Source organism: Microbispora sp. CSR-4, from assembly GCF_008033685.1.
In the GTDB taxonomy this organism is placed as follows: Bacteria; Actinomycetota; Actinomycetes; order Streptosporangiales; family Streptosporangiaceae; genus Microbispora.
Genome location: NZ_VJVX01000005.1, coordinates 102,550 through 119,968, shown reverse-complemented (window position 1 = coordinate 119,968; position 17,419 = coordinate 102,550). Strand labels below are relative to the sequence as shown.

The following is a 17,419-nucleotide window of genomic DNA, read 5'->3' as shown; positions in this document are numbered from 1 at the left end:
CCCCTCGCGCCGTCCGAATGGCTCAACCGCTGGCTCGTGAGGTCGTGGAGGAGATCGCCAAGCAGTACGGGGTGTGTATCCGTCCGGTTCCGCTGCGGCGGCAGGACATCCTCACCGGGCAGGTTGAGGTCATCGACGTGCCGTGCGGGGCGACGCTGGAGAGCAAGTGCCCGCCGTGCGCGAAGCGCAACCGGCAGCTTCGGCGGGCGCAGTGCCGGGAGGGCTGGCACCTGGAAGCCGAGCCCGTGAACCTGCCCGACAACGCGGACGAGTATCAGCGTCACCTTGTCGAGCTGCGGGCCGACGCCCAGGCGTGGCGGGACGAGGTGGAAAAGGCGGGCGGCGACACCACCGACCTCGATGCGGCCATTGAGGACTTGGACGAGGAGATCAACCGGGCCGGGATGCGCGGCAACGTCCTCGGCCGAGCCTCGGGTAAGCGCTCGCGGTCGACGAAGCGGCGGCAGGACGCCCCGGATCTGCCCAAGCGGCAGATGACCAAGACCACGCTCGGGCGGACCTTCACCGGCGCGGACGGCAAGACCTACCGGCCCTCGATGTTCGTCACGCTCACGCTCCCGTCGTATGGGCGCGTGCTGGAGGGTGCGCCCCCGGACCCGGACCGGTGCGACTACGTGCGGGCGGCTCGGGACGCGCTGCACTTCTCCAAACTGGTCGACCGCTTCGTGCAGAACCTCCGCCGCGTGGCGGGCTATGACGTGCAGTACTTCGCCACCGTCGAGCCTCAAAAGCGGCTCGCACCGCACCTGCACATGGCGATCCGCGGCACCCTCCCGCGTGCGGAGCTGCGGCAGATCATCGCGGCCACATATCACCAGGTGTGGTGGCCTTCAACGGATGTAGTCCGTTTCGAGGGGAAGCACCTGCCCGTGTGGGAGGACGGGGCCGGCTACCTCGACCCAACCACGGGGGAGGTCCTGCCGACCTGGGAACAGGCACTCGACGCTCTCGACCAGGACGACGAGGCCGAACCCCTGCACGTGCTCCGCTTCGGCGACCAGCTCGACATACAGAGCGTCCTCGCCGGAACGCCCGACGCCGACCAGCTCATCCAGTACCTGTCGAAGTACCTGACCAAGAGCCTCGGTGACGCCCTCGGCACTGACGACCCTCGTCGAAAGGCACACGCCGAACGGCTGCTGGAGGCGCTGCGGTTCGAGCCGTGTTCGCCGACCTGCCCGAACTGGCTGCGGTACGGGGTGCAGCCCAAGGGCGCCAAACCGGGGATGGCTCCGGGCCGGTGCAGAGGTAAGGCGCACAAGCCCGATCACCTCGGCTACGCGGGCCGCCGCGTCCTGGTCTCCCGGAAGTGGTCGAACAAGACCCTGACGGAGCACAAGCAGGACCGCCGGACCTGGGTCCTTGAAGCCCTTGGCCTGCCTGACGAGCCGGTCGACCCTCACCGCTACATCTGGCGGCCGGTCAAGCCCGGTGATCCCGACCTGGCCCCCATCGGCGTGCGCTTGCTGCGCTCGGTCCATGAACGGCAGCGCTGGCGTAATCACCTGGCCCGGCTCGAAGCCGAGGCAGACGGCCAAGATCTAATGACAAATAACGAGTTGCCTGTGTGGCGACTCGGGACTGGTAGCCGCCAGCAGGTGAGCACCCCCAAGATCTGGACCCCGAGTCCTATCGAAAGACCGTGCCCCTCGTTGGTAGCCGGGTGAGTTGATCGCTGATGGGATGTCGTGCCCGCTGACCTGGGCGTGAGCACTGATTCATTAGGTCGCCGACCCCTCCCTCACAGGCTGCCAATGGTGATCGATATCCGAGACAGGAGACGTGTTGCTGTTCGTCGGAGACGACTGGGCCGAAGACCACCACGACATCGAACTAATGGATGCCTCAGGCCGCAGACTGGCCAAAGCCCGGCTCCCGGAGGGCGTGGCGGGCATGGCCCGCCTGCACGCTCTCATCGCCGAGCACTTCGAAAGCGACCTGGGCGAAGACGCCGACCAGGTCTCGATCGGAATCGAAACCGATCGCGGCCCGTGGGTCCAAGCGCTCATCGCCGCTGGTTACCGGGTCTTCGCAATCAACCCCTTGCAGGCCTCGCGTTACCGGGATCGGCATGCGGTCTCGGGTGCCAAGAGCGATGCCGCCGATGCTCATGTGCTGGCCGACATGGTCCGCACCGACTCCCACCAGCTGCGCACCGTGGCCGGCGACAGCGCCGAGGCAGCAGCAATCAAGGTGGTCACCCGCGCACATAAGACGCTGATCTGGGAACGCACGCGCCACCTCCAACGCCTCCGACATGCGCTACGCGAGTACTTCCCTGCCGCGCTGGAGGCGTACGACGATCTGAGCGCCAGCGACGCACTGGAACTCCTGGCGCTCGCGCCGGATCCCGCCTCGGCCGCGCAGCTACCGATCGCGCAGATCACCGCAGCGCTCACCCGGGCCCGCCGCCGCAACCTGGCTGACAAGGCCGCCGCCATCCACGCAGCACTGCACGCCGAGCACCTGGGCCAACCCCAGGCAGTGACAACCGCCTACGCCGCCACGGTCCGCGCCTCGATAGCCGTCCTGACCGTCATCAACGAGCAGATCGCCTTCCTCGAAGAACAGGTGGAGGCGTCCTTCAGCGAGCATCCAGCCGCCGAGATCATCTTGTCGCAGCCGGGTCTGGGACCAATCGTCGGCGCACGTGTGCTCGCCGAGTTCGGCGACGATCCCACTCGATACGCCAATGCGAAGGCCCGCAAGAACTACGCCGGCACCAGCCCGATCACCCGCGCCTCCGGCAAGAAGAAGGTCATCTTGGCCCGCTACGTGCACAACGACCGACTTGTCGACGCCCTCGGCACCCAAGCGTTCTGCGCCCTGCGAGGTTCCCCAGGCGCCCGCGCGTACTACGACCGGCTACGCGCCCGCGGAGCGGGCCACCACACCGCACTGCGCCAACTCGCCAACCGACTCGTCGGCATCCTCCACGGCTGCCTCAAGACCGGCACGCCCTACAACGAGGCCACTGCCTGGGGACACCACGCTGCGGTCGGTGGCGCTTGACTCCCCACATCCTGGGATGTCTTTCGGCAACTGAAGGGAGGGCGGCATGAAGAAAGACGACAAGCTGATGACGGTCCCCGAGATCCTCGACGAACTCGGCGGCATCTCCCGCCGGACCTTCTACCGGTGGCGTGAGATCGGCAAGGCTCCCGAGGGCCTCAAGCTCCCCAACGGCGAGATCCGCATCTACCGCAGTGAGTTCGACGCCTGGCTTGAGAGCCTGCGGGAGGCTGCGTGAACGCCTCCTATGACGTGAAGTTCTTCGAGACCTACCGGAACAAGTCGAGCAAGACGCCGTCCTACGTCGTTCGATGGCAGGTGGCCGGCAAACGGTCTTCGAAGACCTACCGGACCAAGGCTCTCGCCGAGAGCTTCCTGTCGGACCTGCGCCAGGCGGCCAAGCGGGGAGAGCCGTTCGACGTCGAGAGCGGCCTACCGGCCTCCATGATCAAGGCCAAGAGCGCACGGACCGTCTTCGACTTCGTCCGGGCCTACATCGACATGAAGTGGCCCCACGCTGCGGCGAAGACCCGCGACAGCATCTCTGACGCGCTCTCCACCGTGCTCCCAGCTCTGACCAAGGATCGTGCGGGCCGCCCTGACGCCGAGGCCCTACGGACCGCGCTCCGTAAGTGCGCCCTCATCCCGGCGGACAAGAGGCCGGAGCCGTCCCCGGAGATGGCGCGGGCGGTCCGCTGGCTCGAAGGTGCGTCCCTCGACCTGGCCGACCTGAACGAGACGAAGACCGTGCGACTTGCTCTCGACGCGCTCGCGCTTCGCCTCGACGGTCAAGCCGCCAGCGCCAACACCATCAGGCGGAAGCGGGCCGTCCTCCATGCGGTCCTGGAGTACGCCGTTGAGCTGGAAGAGCTGCCATCCAATCCGCTCCACAAGGTCAAGTGGAAGCCCCCGAAGACGACCGAGACCGTAGACCCGCGCGTCGTCGTGAATCCGCGGCAGGCCGAGGAACTGTTGACCGCTGTGACCTACGTGGGCAAGCGCGGCCGGGGCCGGCGACTCATGGCCCTGTTCGCCTGCATGTACTACGCCGCACTTCGGCCGGGTGAGGCCGTCGCCCTCCGGCAGCAGGACTGCCATCTTCCGGCAATTGGCTGGGGCCGACTCCTCGTCGACGTGTCGCGTCCGGAGGTCAACACCCAGTGGACCGACAGCGGCGACGCTCACGAGGAACGCGGGCTCAAGCACCGGGGCCGGGACGACGTACGGCCGGTGCCCATCCCTCCGGCCCTGGTGAAGATCCTTCGGCAACACATCGAAGAGTTCGGGGTCGGCTCGGACGGGCGGATCTTCCGGAGCGAGCGCGGTGGAGTCGTCGCCTCGACGGCCTACACGGAGGTGTGGCAGGAAGCCCGCAAGCTCGCCTTCACTCCCGCTCAGGTCGCCTCTCCCCTGGCTCGTCGGCCGTACGACCTCCGGCATGCGGCCGTCTCCCTCTGGCTCAACGCGGGAGTCTCGGCCCCCGACGTAGCCGAGCGGGCCGGGCACAGCGTTGACGTCCTCCTACGGGTCTACGCCAAGTGCCTCGACGGCCAACAGGAGATCGCCAACCGGAGGATTGATGACGCCCTGGCTGCCTAACTCTCCGCATCCCTCCCCTTGGGCAGAAGGCAGAGATACGATCCACCGCATGTCAGACACAACGGTTAGTGAGTACGCATATACGCACGCATCACCTACCTCACGTCGCGCCGACGGTAGCGAGTGCGTGTGGTACCGCTCGCACGATGGCTCTTTCGACCTGATCCGTCTGGGCAAAGACGGTAAGCGCCGGTATCACGTCTTCGATGCCCAGAGCGGGGAGCATCTAGAACAGTTCACGAGCTGGGAAGCCGGCCGTCAGTGGATCGCGGAGCGCCTGCGATCAGCGTGATCACCGAAGTCCATAGGGTCCCGGAAGCCAGCCGGGACCCTTCGCCGTTTCGTAGGCTCGTCTCGTCGCCCTCACGAGGCCGAAAAGCTCGGCGCGACCTGCGAAAACGCGCCTAAGATCATTGCACGCATATTGGTGGACCGGCGACAGACAAGGGCTCAGAGTGGCCTACGGCTGCACAGGGCCGGAAAGCAGAAGAGGCCCCGGAGGGCCTCTGAGCTGCTGTTCTGCTGGTGGCAGGTCCAGGGTTCGAACCTGGGTAGGCTGAGCCGACGGTTTTACAGACCGCTCCCTTTGGCCACTCGGGCAACCTGCCTTGTCTTCCGCTCGCCGCGGCGACAGGTAGAAGAATAGCGGACTTCCCGGGTGCACGTGACATGGGTTTCGCCGCGCCCCTCACGTGGCCGGCGGCGGGTGCCGGAACCCGAAAGCGGGCGCGGCGGTGCACCGGTCATAGTGGAACGGTGATCAGACAGGCCGAGCCGGCGGACCTCGCGGTCCTGGCGGAGATCGAGAAAGCGGCGGACGGGATGTTCGTGCCGCTCGGCATCGTCTTCCCGCCGGGCACCACGGTCATCGAGGAGTGCGATGATCCCGGGCGGGTCATCGTGGCGGGCCGGCCGCCGATGGGGTTCGCCCTGCTCGGGGTGGTCGACGGCCTGACCCATCTCGACCAGATCGCCGTACGTCCCGATCATGGCGACCAGGGCATCGGAACGCGGCTCCTCGATGCCGTGTGCGCGGCGGCCACCAGGGCCGGCAGCGCCGCGGTGACGCTGACGACCTTCCGGGACGTGCCGTGGAACGCCCCCTGGTACGCCCGGCGCGGCTTCCGGGTCGTACGACCTGACGAGTGGGGGCCGGAGCTCACGGCGCTGGTCGAGCACGAGCGGGCCCTGGGCATAGAGGTGGCGCCTCGCGTCGTCATGAGGAAAGACCTCTGATCACATCGTGGGCCACTAATCTCGAAGGGCAACGGAGAGAGGACACGGACACCGATGGCCGACAGCAGTTTCGACGTGGTGAGCAAGATCGACCGGCAGGAGGTCGACAACGCCCTGAACCAGACGGTCAAGGAGGTCGGGCACCGCTTCGACTTCAAGGGCACCGGCGCGAGCATCTCCTGGTCGGGGCAGAAGGACATCGAGATCAAGGCGAACAGCGAGGAGCGGGCGAACGCGGTTCTCGACGTCTTCAAGGAGAAGATCGTCAAGCGCAACCTGTCCCTCAAGATCCTGGACGCGGGCGAGCCGAAGCTGTCCGGCAAGGAGTATCGCCTGATGGTGTCCCTCAAGGAGGGCATCGACCAGGAGAACGCCAAGAAGATCTCCAAGCTCATCCGGGACGAGGGCCCGAAGGGCGTGAAGGCGCAGATCCAGGGCGAGGAGCTCCGGGTCAGCTCCAAGAAGAAGGACGACCTCCAGCAGGTCATCTCGCTGCTCAAGGGCAAGGACCTCGACATCGCCCTTCAGTTCGTCAACTACCGGTGAGACGCATCACAGCGCGACACTGACGGAAAGGCCCTGACCTGCGGGTTCAGGGCCTTCGTCGTTTCCGCACGCCACCCGGCCATGACCATTTGGTTGCCCGGAGCAACGATCAACATATGATTGCTTAGGGAAACTAAGTTTGATCACATCGGGAAGGACTTCGATGGCGACAGCGAGGACGAGGGAGACGCCGCCGGACACGGCGGCCCCCGCGATGACGCACCGGGAGATCCTGGAGGCGCTCTCGGGGCTGATGCTGGGGTTGTTCGTCGCGATCCTGTCGTCGACCGTCGTGTCGAACGCGCTCCCCACGATCACGGCGGAACTGCACGCGAACGAGACCACCTACACCTGGGTGATCACGGCGACCCTGCTCGCCACGACGGTGTCCACCCCGATCTGGGGCAAGCTCGCCGACCTGATGAGCAAGAAGATCCTCATCCAGCTCGGCCTCACCGTCTACGTCATCGGCTCGGCGATCGCCGGTCTGTCGCAGAACTCCGGCATGCTGATCGTGGCACGAGTGATCCAGGGCCTCGGCGCCGGCGGCCTCACCGCGCTCACCCAGGTCATCATGGCGGCGATGATCTCGCCGCGGGAGCGCGGCCGCTACTCCGGCTACCTGGGCGCGGTCTTCGCCGTCGCCACGATCGGCGGCCCGCTCGTCGGCGGCCTCATCGTCGACACCTCGTGGCTCGGCTGGCGCTGGTGCTTCTACGTCGGCGTGCCGTTCGCGGTCCTCTCGCTGATCGTGCTGCAGAAGACCCTGAACCTGCCGGTCCTCAAGCGGGACGTACGCATCGACTGGGGCGGCGCGACGCTGATCACCGCCGCGGTCTCGCTGCTGCTGATCTGGGTCTCCTTCGCCGGCACCAAGTACGACTGGCTGTCGTGGCAGACCGGCGCGATGGTCGGCGGCGCGGTGGTGCTCGCGCTGCTCTTCCTCGTGGTCGAGTCGAAGGTGAGCGAGCCCATCGTCCCGCTGCGCCTGTTCCGGACCCGTACGGTCAGCCTCAGCGTGATCGCCAGCGTGCTGGTCGGCGTCGCGATGTTCGGCGGCACGACCTTCCTCAGCCAGTATTTCCAGCTCGCCCGGGGCGAGACGCCCACGGTGGCCGGCCTGATGACGTTGCCGATGATCCTCGGCCTGGCGATCTCCTCCACGGTCTCCGGGCAGATCATCACCCGCACCGGCCGCTGGAAGGTCTTCCTGGTCTCCGGCACCTTCTTCCTCACCGCCGGGTTCGCCCTCATGGGCACGCTGCGGTACGACACCGACTACTGGCTCGTCGCGATCTTCATGTTCTGCGTCGGCGTCGGCATCGGCATGAGCCAGCAGAACCTCGTCCTCGCGGTGCAGAACCAGGTGCGCGCGGAGGACCTGGGCGCGGGCAGCTCGGTCGTCTCGTTCTTCCGCTCCCTCGGCGGCGCGATCGGCGTCTCGGCCCTCGGCGCCCTGATGGGCGACCGCGTCAAGCACTACCTGGAGGACGCCCTGGCCGCGCTGGGCGTGCAGGGCGGCACCGGCCAGGAGGCCGGCGCGATCCCGAAGCTGTCCGCGCTGCCCGCCCCGATCCGCACGGCTGTGGAGGGCGCGTACGGCCACGGCATCGGCGACCTGTTCCTCTACGCGGCGCCGCTCTCCCTCCTCGCGCTGATCGCCGTGCTGTTCATCAAGGAGGTCCCGCTGCGGACCAGCGCGATCACCGTACGCGCCGACGCGGCGGAGGCCGGCGAGACGCCCGGACCCGAGACCGCGCCCCAGCGGAACGGCGCCGTGACCGGACGCCACGCCCAGCGGGACAGGCAGCAGCACGACAGGCAGCGGCCGGTCACGGCGGCCGGGGCCGAGCCGGCGTCGCCGAACGGCCACGCCACCGCCATCGAGCCCCTGAACGCACAGCCTCTGACCACGCAGGCCCTGAACGCACAGTCTCTGACCACGCAGGCCCCGAACGCGCAGTCTCTGACCACGCAGGCCCCGAACGCGCAGGTCCTCACCGCCACCCAGGCCCAGCCGTACGCCGCTCTGGCGATGGACGCGCACGGGCCCGGCGTGGACATCCGCGGGTTCGTCAAGGGCCGGGACGGCGTGCCCGTGGGCCGCGCCACGCTCACGCTGATCGACGTACGCGGCCACCAGCTCGGCCGTACGGTCACCCAGGACGACGGGGGCTACGTGCTCCAGGCGCCCGGCAGCGGGACGTACGTGCTGATCGCATCGGCGGGCGACCGGGAGCCGCAGGTCGCGACGCTGGTCGTGGGCGACCAGCCGGTCGACTATGACATGGTGCTCGCGGCCTCGGGCCGGCTCGTCGGCACCGTACGCGGCGCGGACGGGACGCCGGTCGCCGACGCGGTGGTCGTCGTGACCGACGTACGCGGCGAGGTCGTGGCCAGCAGCGCGACCGACGCCCAGGGCGGCTTCTCCTTCTCCGGCATCGTGGCCGGCACCTACACGCTCACGGTCAGCGGCGCGGCCTACCGTCCCTCCGCCGTGCCGATCGAGGTGCTGGGCACCGGCCAGACCCGGCACGACGTCGTGCTGCTGCCCGGCGCGCGGGTGCGGGGCACGGTCCGCGTCAAGGACGGCGTGCCGCTGGCCGACGCCAGGGTCACGCTGCTCGACGCCGCCGGCAACGTGGTGGGCGTGGCGACCACCGGCGAGGACGGCGAGTACGCCTTCACCGACCTGACCGGCGGGCAGTACACGCTCGTCGCGAGCGGCTACCCGCCCGTTGCGAGCACGCTGAACCTCGGCGGCGAGGGCGACGAGCCGTACGACGTGTGGCTGGGGCACGAGCGATGAGCGTCTCCGAGACGGCGCCCAGGGGACTGCACGCCCTGGTCAGGAGCAAGGACGGCTGGGCCGTGCAGCACGCGGTCGTCACGGTGACGGACACGACCGGTCGGCAGGTGGCGCGGGCGGAGGCGGACGCCGACGGGCACGTCGTCACCGCCCCGCTGCCGCCGGGGGTCTACACGGTGGTCGCGACCGCGATCGGGTATGCGCCCGCCGCGTCCACCGCGATCGCGACCGCCTCGGGCGCCGCCGAGGCCGGCACGCTGGTGCTGGCCCGGCAGGGCGGCACCGCGCTCCCGCCGCCCGGTGTGTGGACGATCGACCCCGAGCACTCGAAGATCTCGGCCACGGCGCGGCACCTCGGGCTGAGCAGCGTGCAGGGGCGGTTCACCGAGTTCTCCGGCCGGATCGAGATGGGCGCCACGCCGGAGGAGTCGTCGGTGGTCGCCGAGATCGTCGCCGGCTCCATCGACACGGGCAGCCGGATGCGCGATGATCACCTGCGTTCCGCGGACTTCCTCGACGTCCCGGTGCACCCGGTGATCACCTACCGGAGCACCGGGCTGTCGCCGGCGGGCCCGGACCGGTGGACGGTGCACGGCGTGCTGACGCTGAGCGGCGTCAGCCGCCCGGTCGATCTCGACCTGAGCTATCTGGGCACGGGCCCGGACCTGTGGGGCGGGCTGCGGGCGGCGTTCCACGCGGTCACCGAGCTGCGCCGCGAGGAGTTCGCGATGACCTACAACCAGGTCGTCCAGGCGGGGATCTCGCTGATCGGGGCGACACTGAAAGTAGAGCTGGAAATCCAGGCGGTGCGCGGGTAAATCCCCTGCCACACATAGTCAGGAGGAGGCAGGCCATGACGGAGGCGGAGATCGCTCCCCGACCGCCCACGGCCGGCGAACACGAGGCGTACTGCGCGATCGAGCGGCAGCTCGCCATCCTGTTGCGGCGCGCCAACGCGTTCTCCGCCGGGATGGGGCGCAAGGTGCATCCCGAGCTGGACCCCGGCGCGTACGGCCTGCTGGTCCGCATCGAGCAGAGCTCGCCGATGCGGTCCAGCGACCTGGCCGCCTACCTTCGGGTCGGCCGGGCGACGATCAGCCGCCAGCTCAAGGGGCTGGAGGAGCTGGGGCTGATCAGCCGCAGCCCCGACCCCGAGGACGGCCGGGCCCATTTGCTGGCCCTCACCGCCGAGGGCAGCAGGCGGCTCGGCGCCGCGCGGTCCGCCCGCGAGGGCCGGCTCCGCACGCTGCTGGCCGCCTGGCCGGAAGAGGACGTACGGCTGCTCGCAGGGATGCTCGAACGGTTCAACATACTCACGGAAGACCTCTATCCCTGACCTCACGTTTCACGTACGTTACGGGCTACAACCCATGTGGTGGCCAATCCGTCATAAGGGACGCTTAAACTGCGCCTCAGACGTTTTCGCACCACAGCAAGGAGGCCGGTGTGGCTCCCTGGTCCATTTATCGGAAAGCGGCGAGCATCGGGGCGGTGGCTCTGGCGGCGACGCTGACCGTCACCGCCTGCGGGAGCGACTCCGCCGACTCGGGCACGACGACGGCCTCGGCCGCCCCCGGCGGTGTCGCCCTCGTCAACGCCGGAAAGCTCACCACCTGCACGAACATTCCGTACGAGCCGTTCCAGTTCAACCAGGGCGACAAGGTCGTCGGGTTCGACGTGGACATCGTCGACCTGGTCGCGAAGAAGCTGGGCGTGACCCAGGACATCGTGGACATCGACTTCGCGGCGATCAAGAGTGGCGCCGCGCTGAACGCCCGCAAGTGCGACGTCGCCGCCGCCGGCATGACGATCACGCCGGAGCGTCAGCAGAACCTGTTGTTCTCCGAGCCGTACTTCGACGCCACCCAGGCGCTGATGGCGAAGAAGGGCAGCGGGGTCACCTCGCTCGACGACGTCAAGGCCAAGAACCTCAAGCTGGGCGCGCAGGCGTCCACGACCGGCCTCGACTACGTCAAGGGGAAGGGCTTCGAGCCGATCGAGTTCGCCGACTCTCCCAAGGAGCTGCTCGGCCTGCAGACCGGCCAGGCGGACGTGATCGTGCAGGACCTCCCGGTCGTGCTGACCTGGCTGAAGAAGCCCGAGATCGGCGCCAAGTTCGAGCAGGTCGCCAGCCTCGACACCGGTGAGCAGTACGGCATCGGCATGAAGAAGGACAACACGGCGCTCAAGAAGGTCGTCGACGAGGTCCTCGCCACCGCCAAGTCCGACGGCACCTACAACGAGATCTACAAGAAGTGGTTCGGCACCGAGCCCGGCGGCGCGTCCGGCGGTGGTTCGGGCGCCGAGACCGGAACCGAGTCGCCCGCCGCGGGATCATGAGTGTTGTGACCGAGCAGCAGGCGCCATCCCCGGCTGAGCCCCGCAAGGGGCTCAGCCCGCGCAAGAGGCAGCGCATCAGCCGGGTCATCCAGTACGCCCTGCTGATCGTGGTCTTCGTCGTCCTGGTCGCGCTGGCCGACTGGAAGTCGATCGGCGAGTCGTTCCTCAACCTCGAGGTCGCCGGCAAGGGCCTGCCCGACCTGTTCACGGTGGCGTTGCGCAACACCGTGATCTACACGCTGACGGGCTTCGCCCTCGGCTTCGTCGCGGGTCTGGTGCTGGCCCTGATGCGGCTGTCCTCGGTCGCGCCCTACCGGTGGCTGTCGGTGATCTACATCGAGATCTTCCGCGGCCTGCCGATCCTGCTCATCTTCCTGATGATCGGGAGCCTCCCGCTGGCGTTCCCCGGCTTCGAACTGCCCGGCGGCGTGTACGGCAGTGCCGCCCTGGGGCTCGGCGTCGTCTCGGCGGCGTACATGGCGGAGAACTTCCGGGCGGGCATCCAGGCGGTGCCGAAGGGACAGATGGAGGCGGCGCGGTCGCTCGGCATGCCGCACATGCGGGCGATGATCACGATCATCATCCCGCAGGCGATCCGGATCGTGCTGCCGCCGCTCACCAACCAGCTCGTCATGCTGCTGAAGGACTCCTCGCTGGTGCTCATCCTGGGCGTCACGGCCGCCCAGGTGGAGCTGGCCAAGTTCGGCAACGACCAGTCCTCCACCTACGCCAACCCCACGCCGATCCTCGTGACCGGTCTGACGTACCTGCTGATCACGATCCCCCTCGGGTACGTCGCGAGGCGGCTGGAAGCGCGTCAGGGAGCGCACCGATGAGCACCGTCGAGATCAGGAACCTGCACAAGTCGTTCGGCAGCCTCGAAGTGCTGCGCGGCATCGACTTCACGGTCGAGAGCGGCCAGGTCGTCTGCGTTATCGGGCCGTCCGGCTCGGGCAAGTCCACGCTGCTGCGCTGCGTGAACCTGCTGGAGCAGCCGACCTCCGGCACCGTGGTCGTGGACGGCGTCGACCTGACCGACCCCGACGTCGACATCGACGCCGCCCGGCGGCACATCGGCATGGTGTTCCAGCAGTTCAACCTGTTCCCCCACCTGACCGTGCGGCGCAACGTCACGATCGCCCAGGAGCGGGTGCTCAAGCGGCGCAAGGACGAGTGCGACCGCGTCGCCCGGGAGAACCTGGAGAAGGTCGGCCTGATCGAGAAGATCGACGCCTACCCGCCCCAGTTGTCCGGTGGTCAGCAGCAGCGGGTGGCGATCGCCCGCGCGCTCGCCATGAACCCCTCGCTGATGCTGTTCGACGAGCCGACCTCCGCCCTCGACCCCGAGCTGGTCGGCGACGTGCTGTCGGTCATGCGGCAGCTCGCGGAGGACGGCATGACCATGCTCGTCGTCACCCACGAGATGGGGTTCGCCCGCGAGGTCGCCGACCGTGTGGTGTTCATGGACGGCGGCGTGATCGTCGAGGACGGGCCGCCCGAGCAGGTCATCGCCGACCCGCGGCACGAGCGGACCCGCGAGTTCCTCAGCCGCGTGCTGCACCCCGGCGGCGTCTGACGTCCGGAGCACCCCCTTCGTGGAACAATGGCGTACTTCGAGGGGGGTGATGGGCGGGTGGGCGCGCTCTCGGAGCAGGTGCGGGCGGCGATCGCGAGCAACGTGCGGCACGCGCGGCACACGCGTGGGCTCAGCATCCGTGACCTGGCGGACCGCTCCGGCTTCAGCAAGGCGCTGCTGTCGCAGATCGAGCGCGGCCTGGCCAACCCCACGGTCGAGGTGCTGGCGGGGTTAGCCGAGGCGCTCGACCTGTCCTTCTCCGACATCACCAGGACGCCACTGTACGAACCGCAGGTGCTGCGCCGCGCCGGCGACGGCGCGGCGCGCACCCTGCTCAGCTCCCTCGACCGGCGGCACTTCGAGCTGTACGAAACGCCGCTGCCACCAGAGCACGCCCACGAGAGCGCGCCGCACGGGCGGGGGTCGGAGGAGTTCGCCTACGTCCTGTCCGGGTCCGTGACCCTGGAGGTCGCCACGTACGAAGTCAGTCTTGAGGCAGGGGACGCCGTGCGGTTCTCGGCCGAGGCCGAGCACGGCTACCGGACCGGTGCGGAGCCGGCCCGGCTGCTGACGCTCGTCTCCATGCCCTTCGACTGACGGGTCACCTGAGCGCGATCATGCTCCGGTAGCTCGGCCGGCCATACCAGGCGAGCCGGTCCAGCGTCGCGGCGGGCAGCGGCAGGTCGAGCGCGTCGAGGTAGGTCTCACCCAGATGGGCGTCCGTCCAGGGATCGTTGACGTGGAAGACGTCTCCGTCCACACCGTGGACGGCGATCCAGTGCGGGCAACTTTCTTCGTGCATGCCAAGCTGCTCGATCAGCACGAGCGCCATTCCGCCGCCCTCGACCACCGCGCGGAGCCGGTCGAGGTCGAAGGCGACGGTCTCCACGCCGATGCCCCGGCGGGACAGCTCGGCGCGGAACCCCGTCTGGATGAAGCGCCGCAGCTCGCGCTCCTCGTCCGTATCGCACAGCTCCAGCAGGGTCGGGGCCTCGGTGGACAGCAGCACCTCCGGGGTGACGCCCCGGCCCGCGGCAGCGAGCGCGAGGCCCAGGGGGTCGCAGCCGGCCACCGTGGTCGCCTCGCGCCACAGCCGCAGCTCCTCTTCCCGGGAGGGCTCGCCCCCCAGCCCCAGCCCGGCCAGGGCCATCTGCAGCGCCACCGGCCCGCAGGTGAAGTCGGTGGTCTGGCGCATGTACGGCACCGCCCGCGCGGGCGGCCGCTCGCGCCAGCGCACCTGACCATGACCCGTTTCCGCGCGGCCGACGACCGGGCCCGCCCAGGTGGGCACCGGTACCTCCCGGTAACCCCGGCCCAGCGAGCGTTCCCATGCGGCATCCCGCGCCGCGAACCAGCGCTTGACCGCCACCGCGCCCTCTCGCCAGGCGCGCTCCTCGATCACGCGGACGAGCGCGTCGGCGACCGCGTCATCGTCCGCCCACACGTCCACGATCTTCCGGTACGCGGTCAGCGGCCTGTGCACCTCGAACGCGGCCCCGGTCAGCGTCCCGTCCTGCGTACGGGCCGTGACGAGCGTGCGCACCTGCACGCCGCCGGCGAGCCGCCAGCGGCTCAGCAGGCCGGCGGGCACGGCGTCGAGTCCGTCGGCGACGGAGGCCACGTCCCCTGTAACGGGCAGCACGTCGACGCGTAGGTCGGTCATCAGGATCTTCACTCCGCTCGGGTCGCCGCCGGCACGGACGCCAGCAGCCGTTGGGTGTACTCGTGGGCCGGGGCGCCGAGCACGTCGCCGACCGGCCCGGCCTCGACGACCCGGCCGCGGTGCATGACGTACACGCGGTCGGCGACCTGCCGCGCGACGGCCAGGTCGTGGGTGATGAACAGCAGGGTCAGGCCCAGGTCGCGGCGCAGATCCGACAGCAGGTTGAGCACCTGGGCCTGGACCGAGACGTCGAGCGCGGAGACGGGCTCGTCGCAGACCAGCACCTCGGCTCCGGGTGCGAGTGCCCGTGCGATCGCCACGCGCTGACGCTCACCACCGGACAGCGCTCGGGGCCTGCGCCGGGCGTACGCCGCGGGCAGGCCGACAAGATCGAGCAGGCCGGACACCTCCGACCGAGGACGGCCCGCCGCCCTGAGCGCCTCGGCCAGCGAGGCGCCGACGGTGAGGCCGGGGTTCAGCGCCGAGTACGGGTCCTGGAACACGTACTGCACCCGCCTCGGGCCGGTGGCCTGGCCGGCGAACGCGACGCTTCCTCCGTCGGGCCGTTCGAGGCCGACCACGCACCGCGCGAGGGTGGTCTTCCCGGAGCCGGACTCGCCGACGACCGCGACCGCTTCCCCCGCCGCGACCTCCAGGTCGACCCCGTCGAGCGCCGGCGCCGCCGAACCGGGGAACCGTTTGGTCAGCCCGCGTACGGTCAGCAGCGCGGACGACGGGCCCGCCTCCGGAGAAACGGCCGCGGCGAGAGGAGCCTCACGAAGGGGCACGGCGGGCAGGGGCACGGCGGGAAGGGACACGGCGACCGGGCGCACGTCCGAGGGCCGCACGCACGCCACCCGGTGCCGGCTGTTTCCCGGCCCATGGGCGACCTCCGCCAGGGCCGGCTCGGCCGTACGGCACGCCTCGGCCGCCAGATCACACCGGTCCGCGAACGCGCAGGCGCCGCTCACCGCGTACGGCCGGGGCACCGAGCCGGGGATCGTCGGCAGCGCCGGCAGGCGGTGGGTGACGGGCGGATCGCAGGCCGCCAGCCGGGCCGTGTAGGGGTGCGCGGGCCGGTCCATCACGTCGGCCGCCGGGCCCTCCTCGGCGAGCCGCCCGGCGTACATCACCATGATCCGGTCGGCCCTGGCCCGGGCGAGCCGCAGGTCGTGGGTGATCAGGATGAGGCCCATCCGGCGCGCCCGCTGCAGCCCGGCGACGAGTTCCAGGACCTCGTGCTGGGTCGTCACGTCGAGGGCGGTGGTCGGCTCGTCCGCGATCAGCAGGCCGGGACCGGCGGCCAGCGCGGCGGCGATCGCCACCCGCTGGCGCATCCCGCCGGAGAGCTGGAAGGGATAGCGTCCGGCGGTCTCGGCGGGCAGCCCCACCTCGGCCAGCAGGCGGGCGACTCCGGCGGCGCGGCCGGCGCGCGGCAGCGCCCAGCCGATCTGCTCGCCGCAGCGGTGCACCGGCGAGAGCGAGGTGAACGGGTCCTGGAGCAGCAGCGCGATTTCCGAGCCCCTGATGCGCTGCCAGGGCGTGCGCCCGGCCAGGTCGTACGCCTGCCCGGACAGCTCCAGCCGTCCGGTGGCGTGCACGCCCTCGGGCAGCAGGCCGGTCAGCGCTCTGGCGGTCATCGACTTGCCCGAGCCGGACTCGCCGACGATCGCCACCGTCTCCCCCGGCGCCACCGTCAGGTCGACTCCCGCGACGAGGACGCCGGCCGCCGAGGTCACCCGTACGTCGCGGGCGTCGAGCAGCGGAGTCACCTGGTCGTGTGTCATCGGGCCACCCCCCTGCGGTCGAGCAGCTCGGACAGCCAGTCGCCGAGCAGGTTCACCGCCGTGGCGGTGAGGATGATCAGCACACCGGGCACGACCGCCGCCAGCGGATTGTCGCCCAGCAACGCGCGCCCGTCGGCGAGCTGGCGTCCCCAGTCCGGTGCCCCAGGCGGCACGCCGAGCCCGAGATACGACAGCGATGACAGCGCGACCAGCGCGAACGCCACGTTGAGCAGGAGGTTGGCCACCACGATCGGCACGATGTTGGGCGCGATGTGCCGGAACATGATCCGCATCGGCCGGATGCCGAGGATCCTGGCCGACTCGATGTACGGCCGGGGTGTCTGCTCCATCACCGCGCCCCGTACGAGCCGCACGTCGGACGGCGAGAACAGCACGATCAGCACGGCGACCGTGATCCAGTAGCCGCGCCCCACGAGTCCGGCGACCACGATGGCCAGCAGCACGGACGGCAGCGCCAGCAGCAGGTCGGCGTAGCGCCCGGCCAGCATGTCCACGACCCCGCCCCGGTAGCCCGCGAAGGTCCCGAGCAGGACCCCGATCACCATCGAGCCCACGGCGACCACGATCGGACCGGCCAGAGCCGAGCGGGCGCCCGCGAGCGACAGCTGCAGGATGTCTCGGCCGAGCTGGTCGGTGCCGAACAGGTGGCCCTCGACGCCCGCGCCGACCACGCCCAGGTAAACGTCCTGGTCGAGAGCGTGCGGCGCGAGCAGTTCCCGGCCCGCCGCGCACACCGCGACGGCCGCGAGCACGACGGCGGACAGGATCGCCACCACCGGCGGCCGGCTCTTCGTCCTTGCCTTCATCGG

General features: G+C 69.7%; 16 protein-coding genes and 1 tRNA gene. 13 read left to right on the top strand and 4 right to left on the bottom strand.

All coding sequences use genetic code 11. The annotated features are described in order from the left end of the window. Positions 1-17 precede the first annotated feature (17 nt). The 4 genes from FLV34_RS07400 (at position 18) to FLV34_RS07385 (ending at position 4,632) form a co-directional block, all read left to right on the top strand. A complete protein-coding gene (locus FLV34_RS07400) occupies positions 18-1,688 on the top strand; it encodes a helitron helicase-like domain-containing protein (protein ID WP_261985693.1) in 1,671 nt (556 codons plus the stop codon). 118 nt (positions 1,689-1,806) lie between these two features. Then, positions 1,807-3,033: an IS110 family transposase gene (locus FLV34_RS07395; RefSeq protein WP_142652760.1), complete on the top strand. Its 1,227-nt coding sequence runs from the start codon at positions 1,807-1,809 to the stop codon at positions 3,031-3,033. 46 nt (positions 3,034-3,079) lie between these two features. After that, positions 3,080-3,271, top strand: a complete 192-nt coding sequence (locus FLV34_RS07390) for an AlpA family transcriptional regulator (protein ID WP_147942684.1) — start codon at positions 3,080-3,082, stop codon at positions 3,269-3,271. Beyond that, the gene (locus tag FLV34_RS07385; RefSeq protein WP_142652264.1) at positions 3,268-4,632 is read left to right on the top strand and encodes a tyrosine-type recombinase/integrase; all 1,365 of its coding nucleotides are present in this window, start codon (positions 3,268-3,270) and stop codon (positions 4,630-4,632) included. The genes FLV34_RS07390 and FLV34_RS07385 overlap by 4 nt, the downstream gene beginning before the upstream one ends. Positions 4,633-5,155: 523 nt before the next feature. Here FLV34_RS07385 and FLV34_RS07380 read toward each other — a convergent pair. Then, positions 5,156-5,240: transfer RNA gene (locus tag FLV34_RS07380), tRNA-Tyr, on the bottom strand. 148 nt (positions 5,241-5,388) lie between these two features. Here FLV34_RS07380 and FLV34_RS07375 point away from each other — a divergent pair. The 9 genes from FLV34_RS07375 (at position 5,389) to FLV34_RS07335 (ending at position 13,736) form a co-directional block, all read left to right on the top strand. Continuing rightward, positions 5,389-5,868, top strand: coding sequence for a GNAT family N-acetyltransferase (locus FLV34_RS07375; protein ID WP_261985692.1), 480 nt, complete (start codon positions 5,389-5,391; stop codon positions 5,866-5,868). 54 nt (positions 5,869-5,922) lie between these two features. After that, positions 5,923-6,414 carry a YajQ family cyclic di-GMP-binding protein gene (locus tag FLV34_RS07370; RefSeq protein WP_142619740.1) on the top strand — a complete coding sequence of 164 codons (492 nt, stop codon included), beginning with the start codon at positions 5,923-5,925 and terminating at the stop codon, positions 6,412-6,414. A 163-nt stretch (positions 6,415-6,577) separates the two neighbouring features. Beyond that, the gene (locus FLV34_RS07365) at positions 6,578-9,223 is read left to right on the top strand and encodes an MFS transporter (protein WP_222709433.1); all 2,646 of its coding nucleotides are present in this window, start codon (positions 6,578-6,580) and stop codon (positions 9,221-9,223) included. Then, a complete protein-coding gene (locus FLV34_RS07360; RefSeq protein WP_142652268.1) occupies positions 9,220-10,041 on the top strand; it encodes a YceI family protein in 822 nt (273 codons plus the stop codon). The genes FLV34_RS07365 and FLV34_RS07360 overlap by 4 nt, the downstream gene beginning before the upstream one ends. A 35-nt stretch (positions 10,042-10,076) precedes the next feature. Then, on the top strand, positions 10,077-10,559 hold the full coding sequence (locus tag FLV34_RS07355) for a MarR family winged helix-turn-helix transcriptional regulator (protein WP_142652270.1): 483 nt from the start codon (positions 10,077-10,079) through the stop codon (positions 10,557-10,559). Between the two features lie 155 nt (positions 10,560-10,714). Further along, positions 10,715-11,563 (top strand): ABC transporter substrate-binding protein, encoded by an 849-nt coding sequence (locus FLV34_RS07350; RefSeq protein WP_261985691.1) that lies wholly within the window; start codon positions 10,715-10,717, stop codon positions 11,561-11,563. After that, entirely contained in the window at positions 11,560-12,399 is an 840-nt protein-coding gene (locus tag FLV34_RS07345) for an amino acid ABC transporter permease (RefSeq protein ID WP_142652274.1), read from the top strand. The genes FLV34_RS07350 and FLV34_RS07345 overlap by 4 nt, the downstream gene beginning before the upstream one ends. Further along, positions 12,396-13,139 carry an amino acid ABC transporter ATP-binding protein gene (locus FLV34_RS07340; RefSeq protein ID WP_142652276.1) on the top strand — a complete coding sequence of 248 codons (744 nt, stop codon included), beginning with the start codon at positions 12,396-12,398 and terminating at the stop codon, positions 13,137-13,139. The genes FLV34_RS07345 and FLV34_RS07340 overlap by 4 nt, the downstream gene beginning before the upstream one ends. Before the next feature lie 27 nt (positions 13,140-13,166). Then, on the top strand, positions 13,167-13,736 hold the full coding sequence (locus FLV34_RS07335; RefSeq protein WP_142652278.1) for a helix-turn-helix domain-containing protein: 570 nt from the start codon (positions 13,167-13,169) through the stop codon (positions 13,734-13,736). 4 nt (positions 13,737-13,740) lie between these two features. Here the strand turns inward: FLV34_RS07335 and FLV34_RS07330 are convergent, their stop codons facing one another. The 3 genes from FLV34_RS07330 to FLV34_RS07320 are packed head-to-tail and all read right to left on the bottom strand — an operon-like array spanning position 13,741 to position 17,416. Beyond that, entirely contained in the window at positions 13,741-14,802 is a 1,062-nt protein-coding gene (locus FLV34_RS07330; protein WP_147942683.1) for a peptidase C39 family protein, read from the bottom strand. 8 nt (positions 14,803-14,810) lie between these two features. Further along, entirely contained in the window at positions 14,811-16,589 is a 1,779-nt protein-coding gene (locus FLV34_RS07325) for an ABC transporter ATP-binding protein (protein WP_142652282.1), read from the bottom strand. Then, positions 16,586-17,416 (bottom strand): ABC transporter permease, encoded by an 831-nt coding sequence (locus FLV34_RS07320; RefSeq protein WP_147942682.1) that lies wholly within the window; start codon positions 17,414-17,416, stop codon positions 16,586-16,588. Before FLV34_RS07320 ends, FLV34_RS07325 begins: the two co-directional genes overlap by 4 nt. Positions 17,417-17,419: the final 3 nt, after the last annotated feature.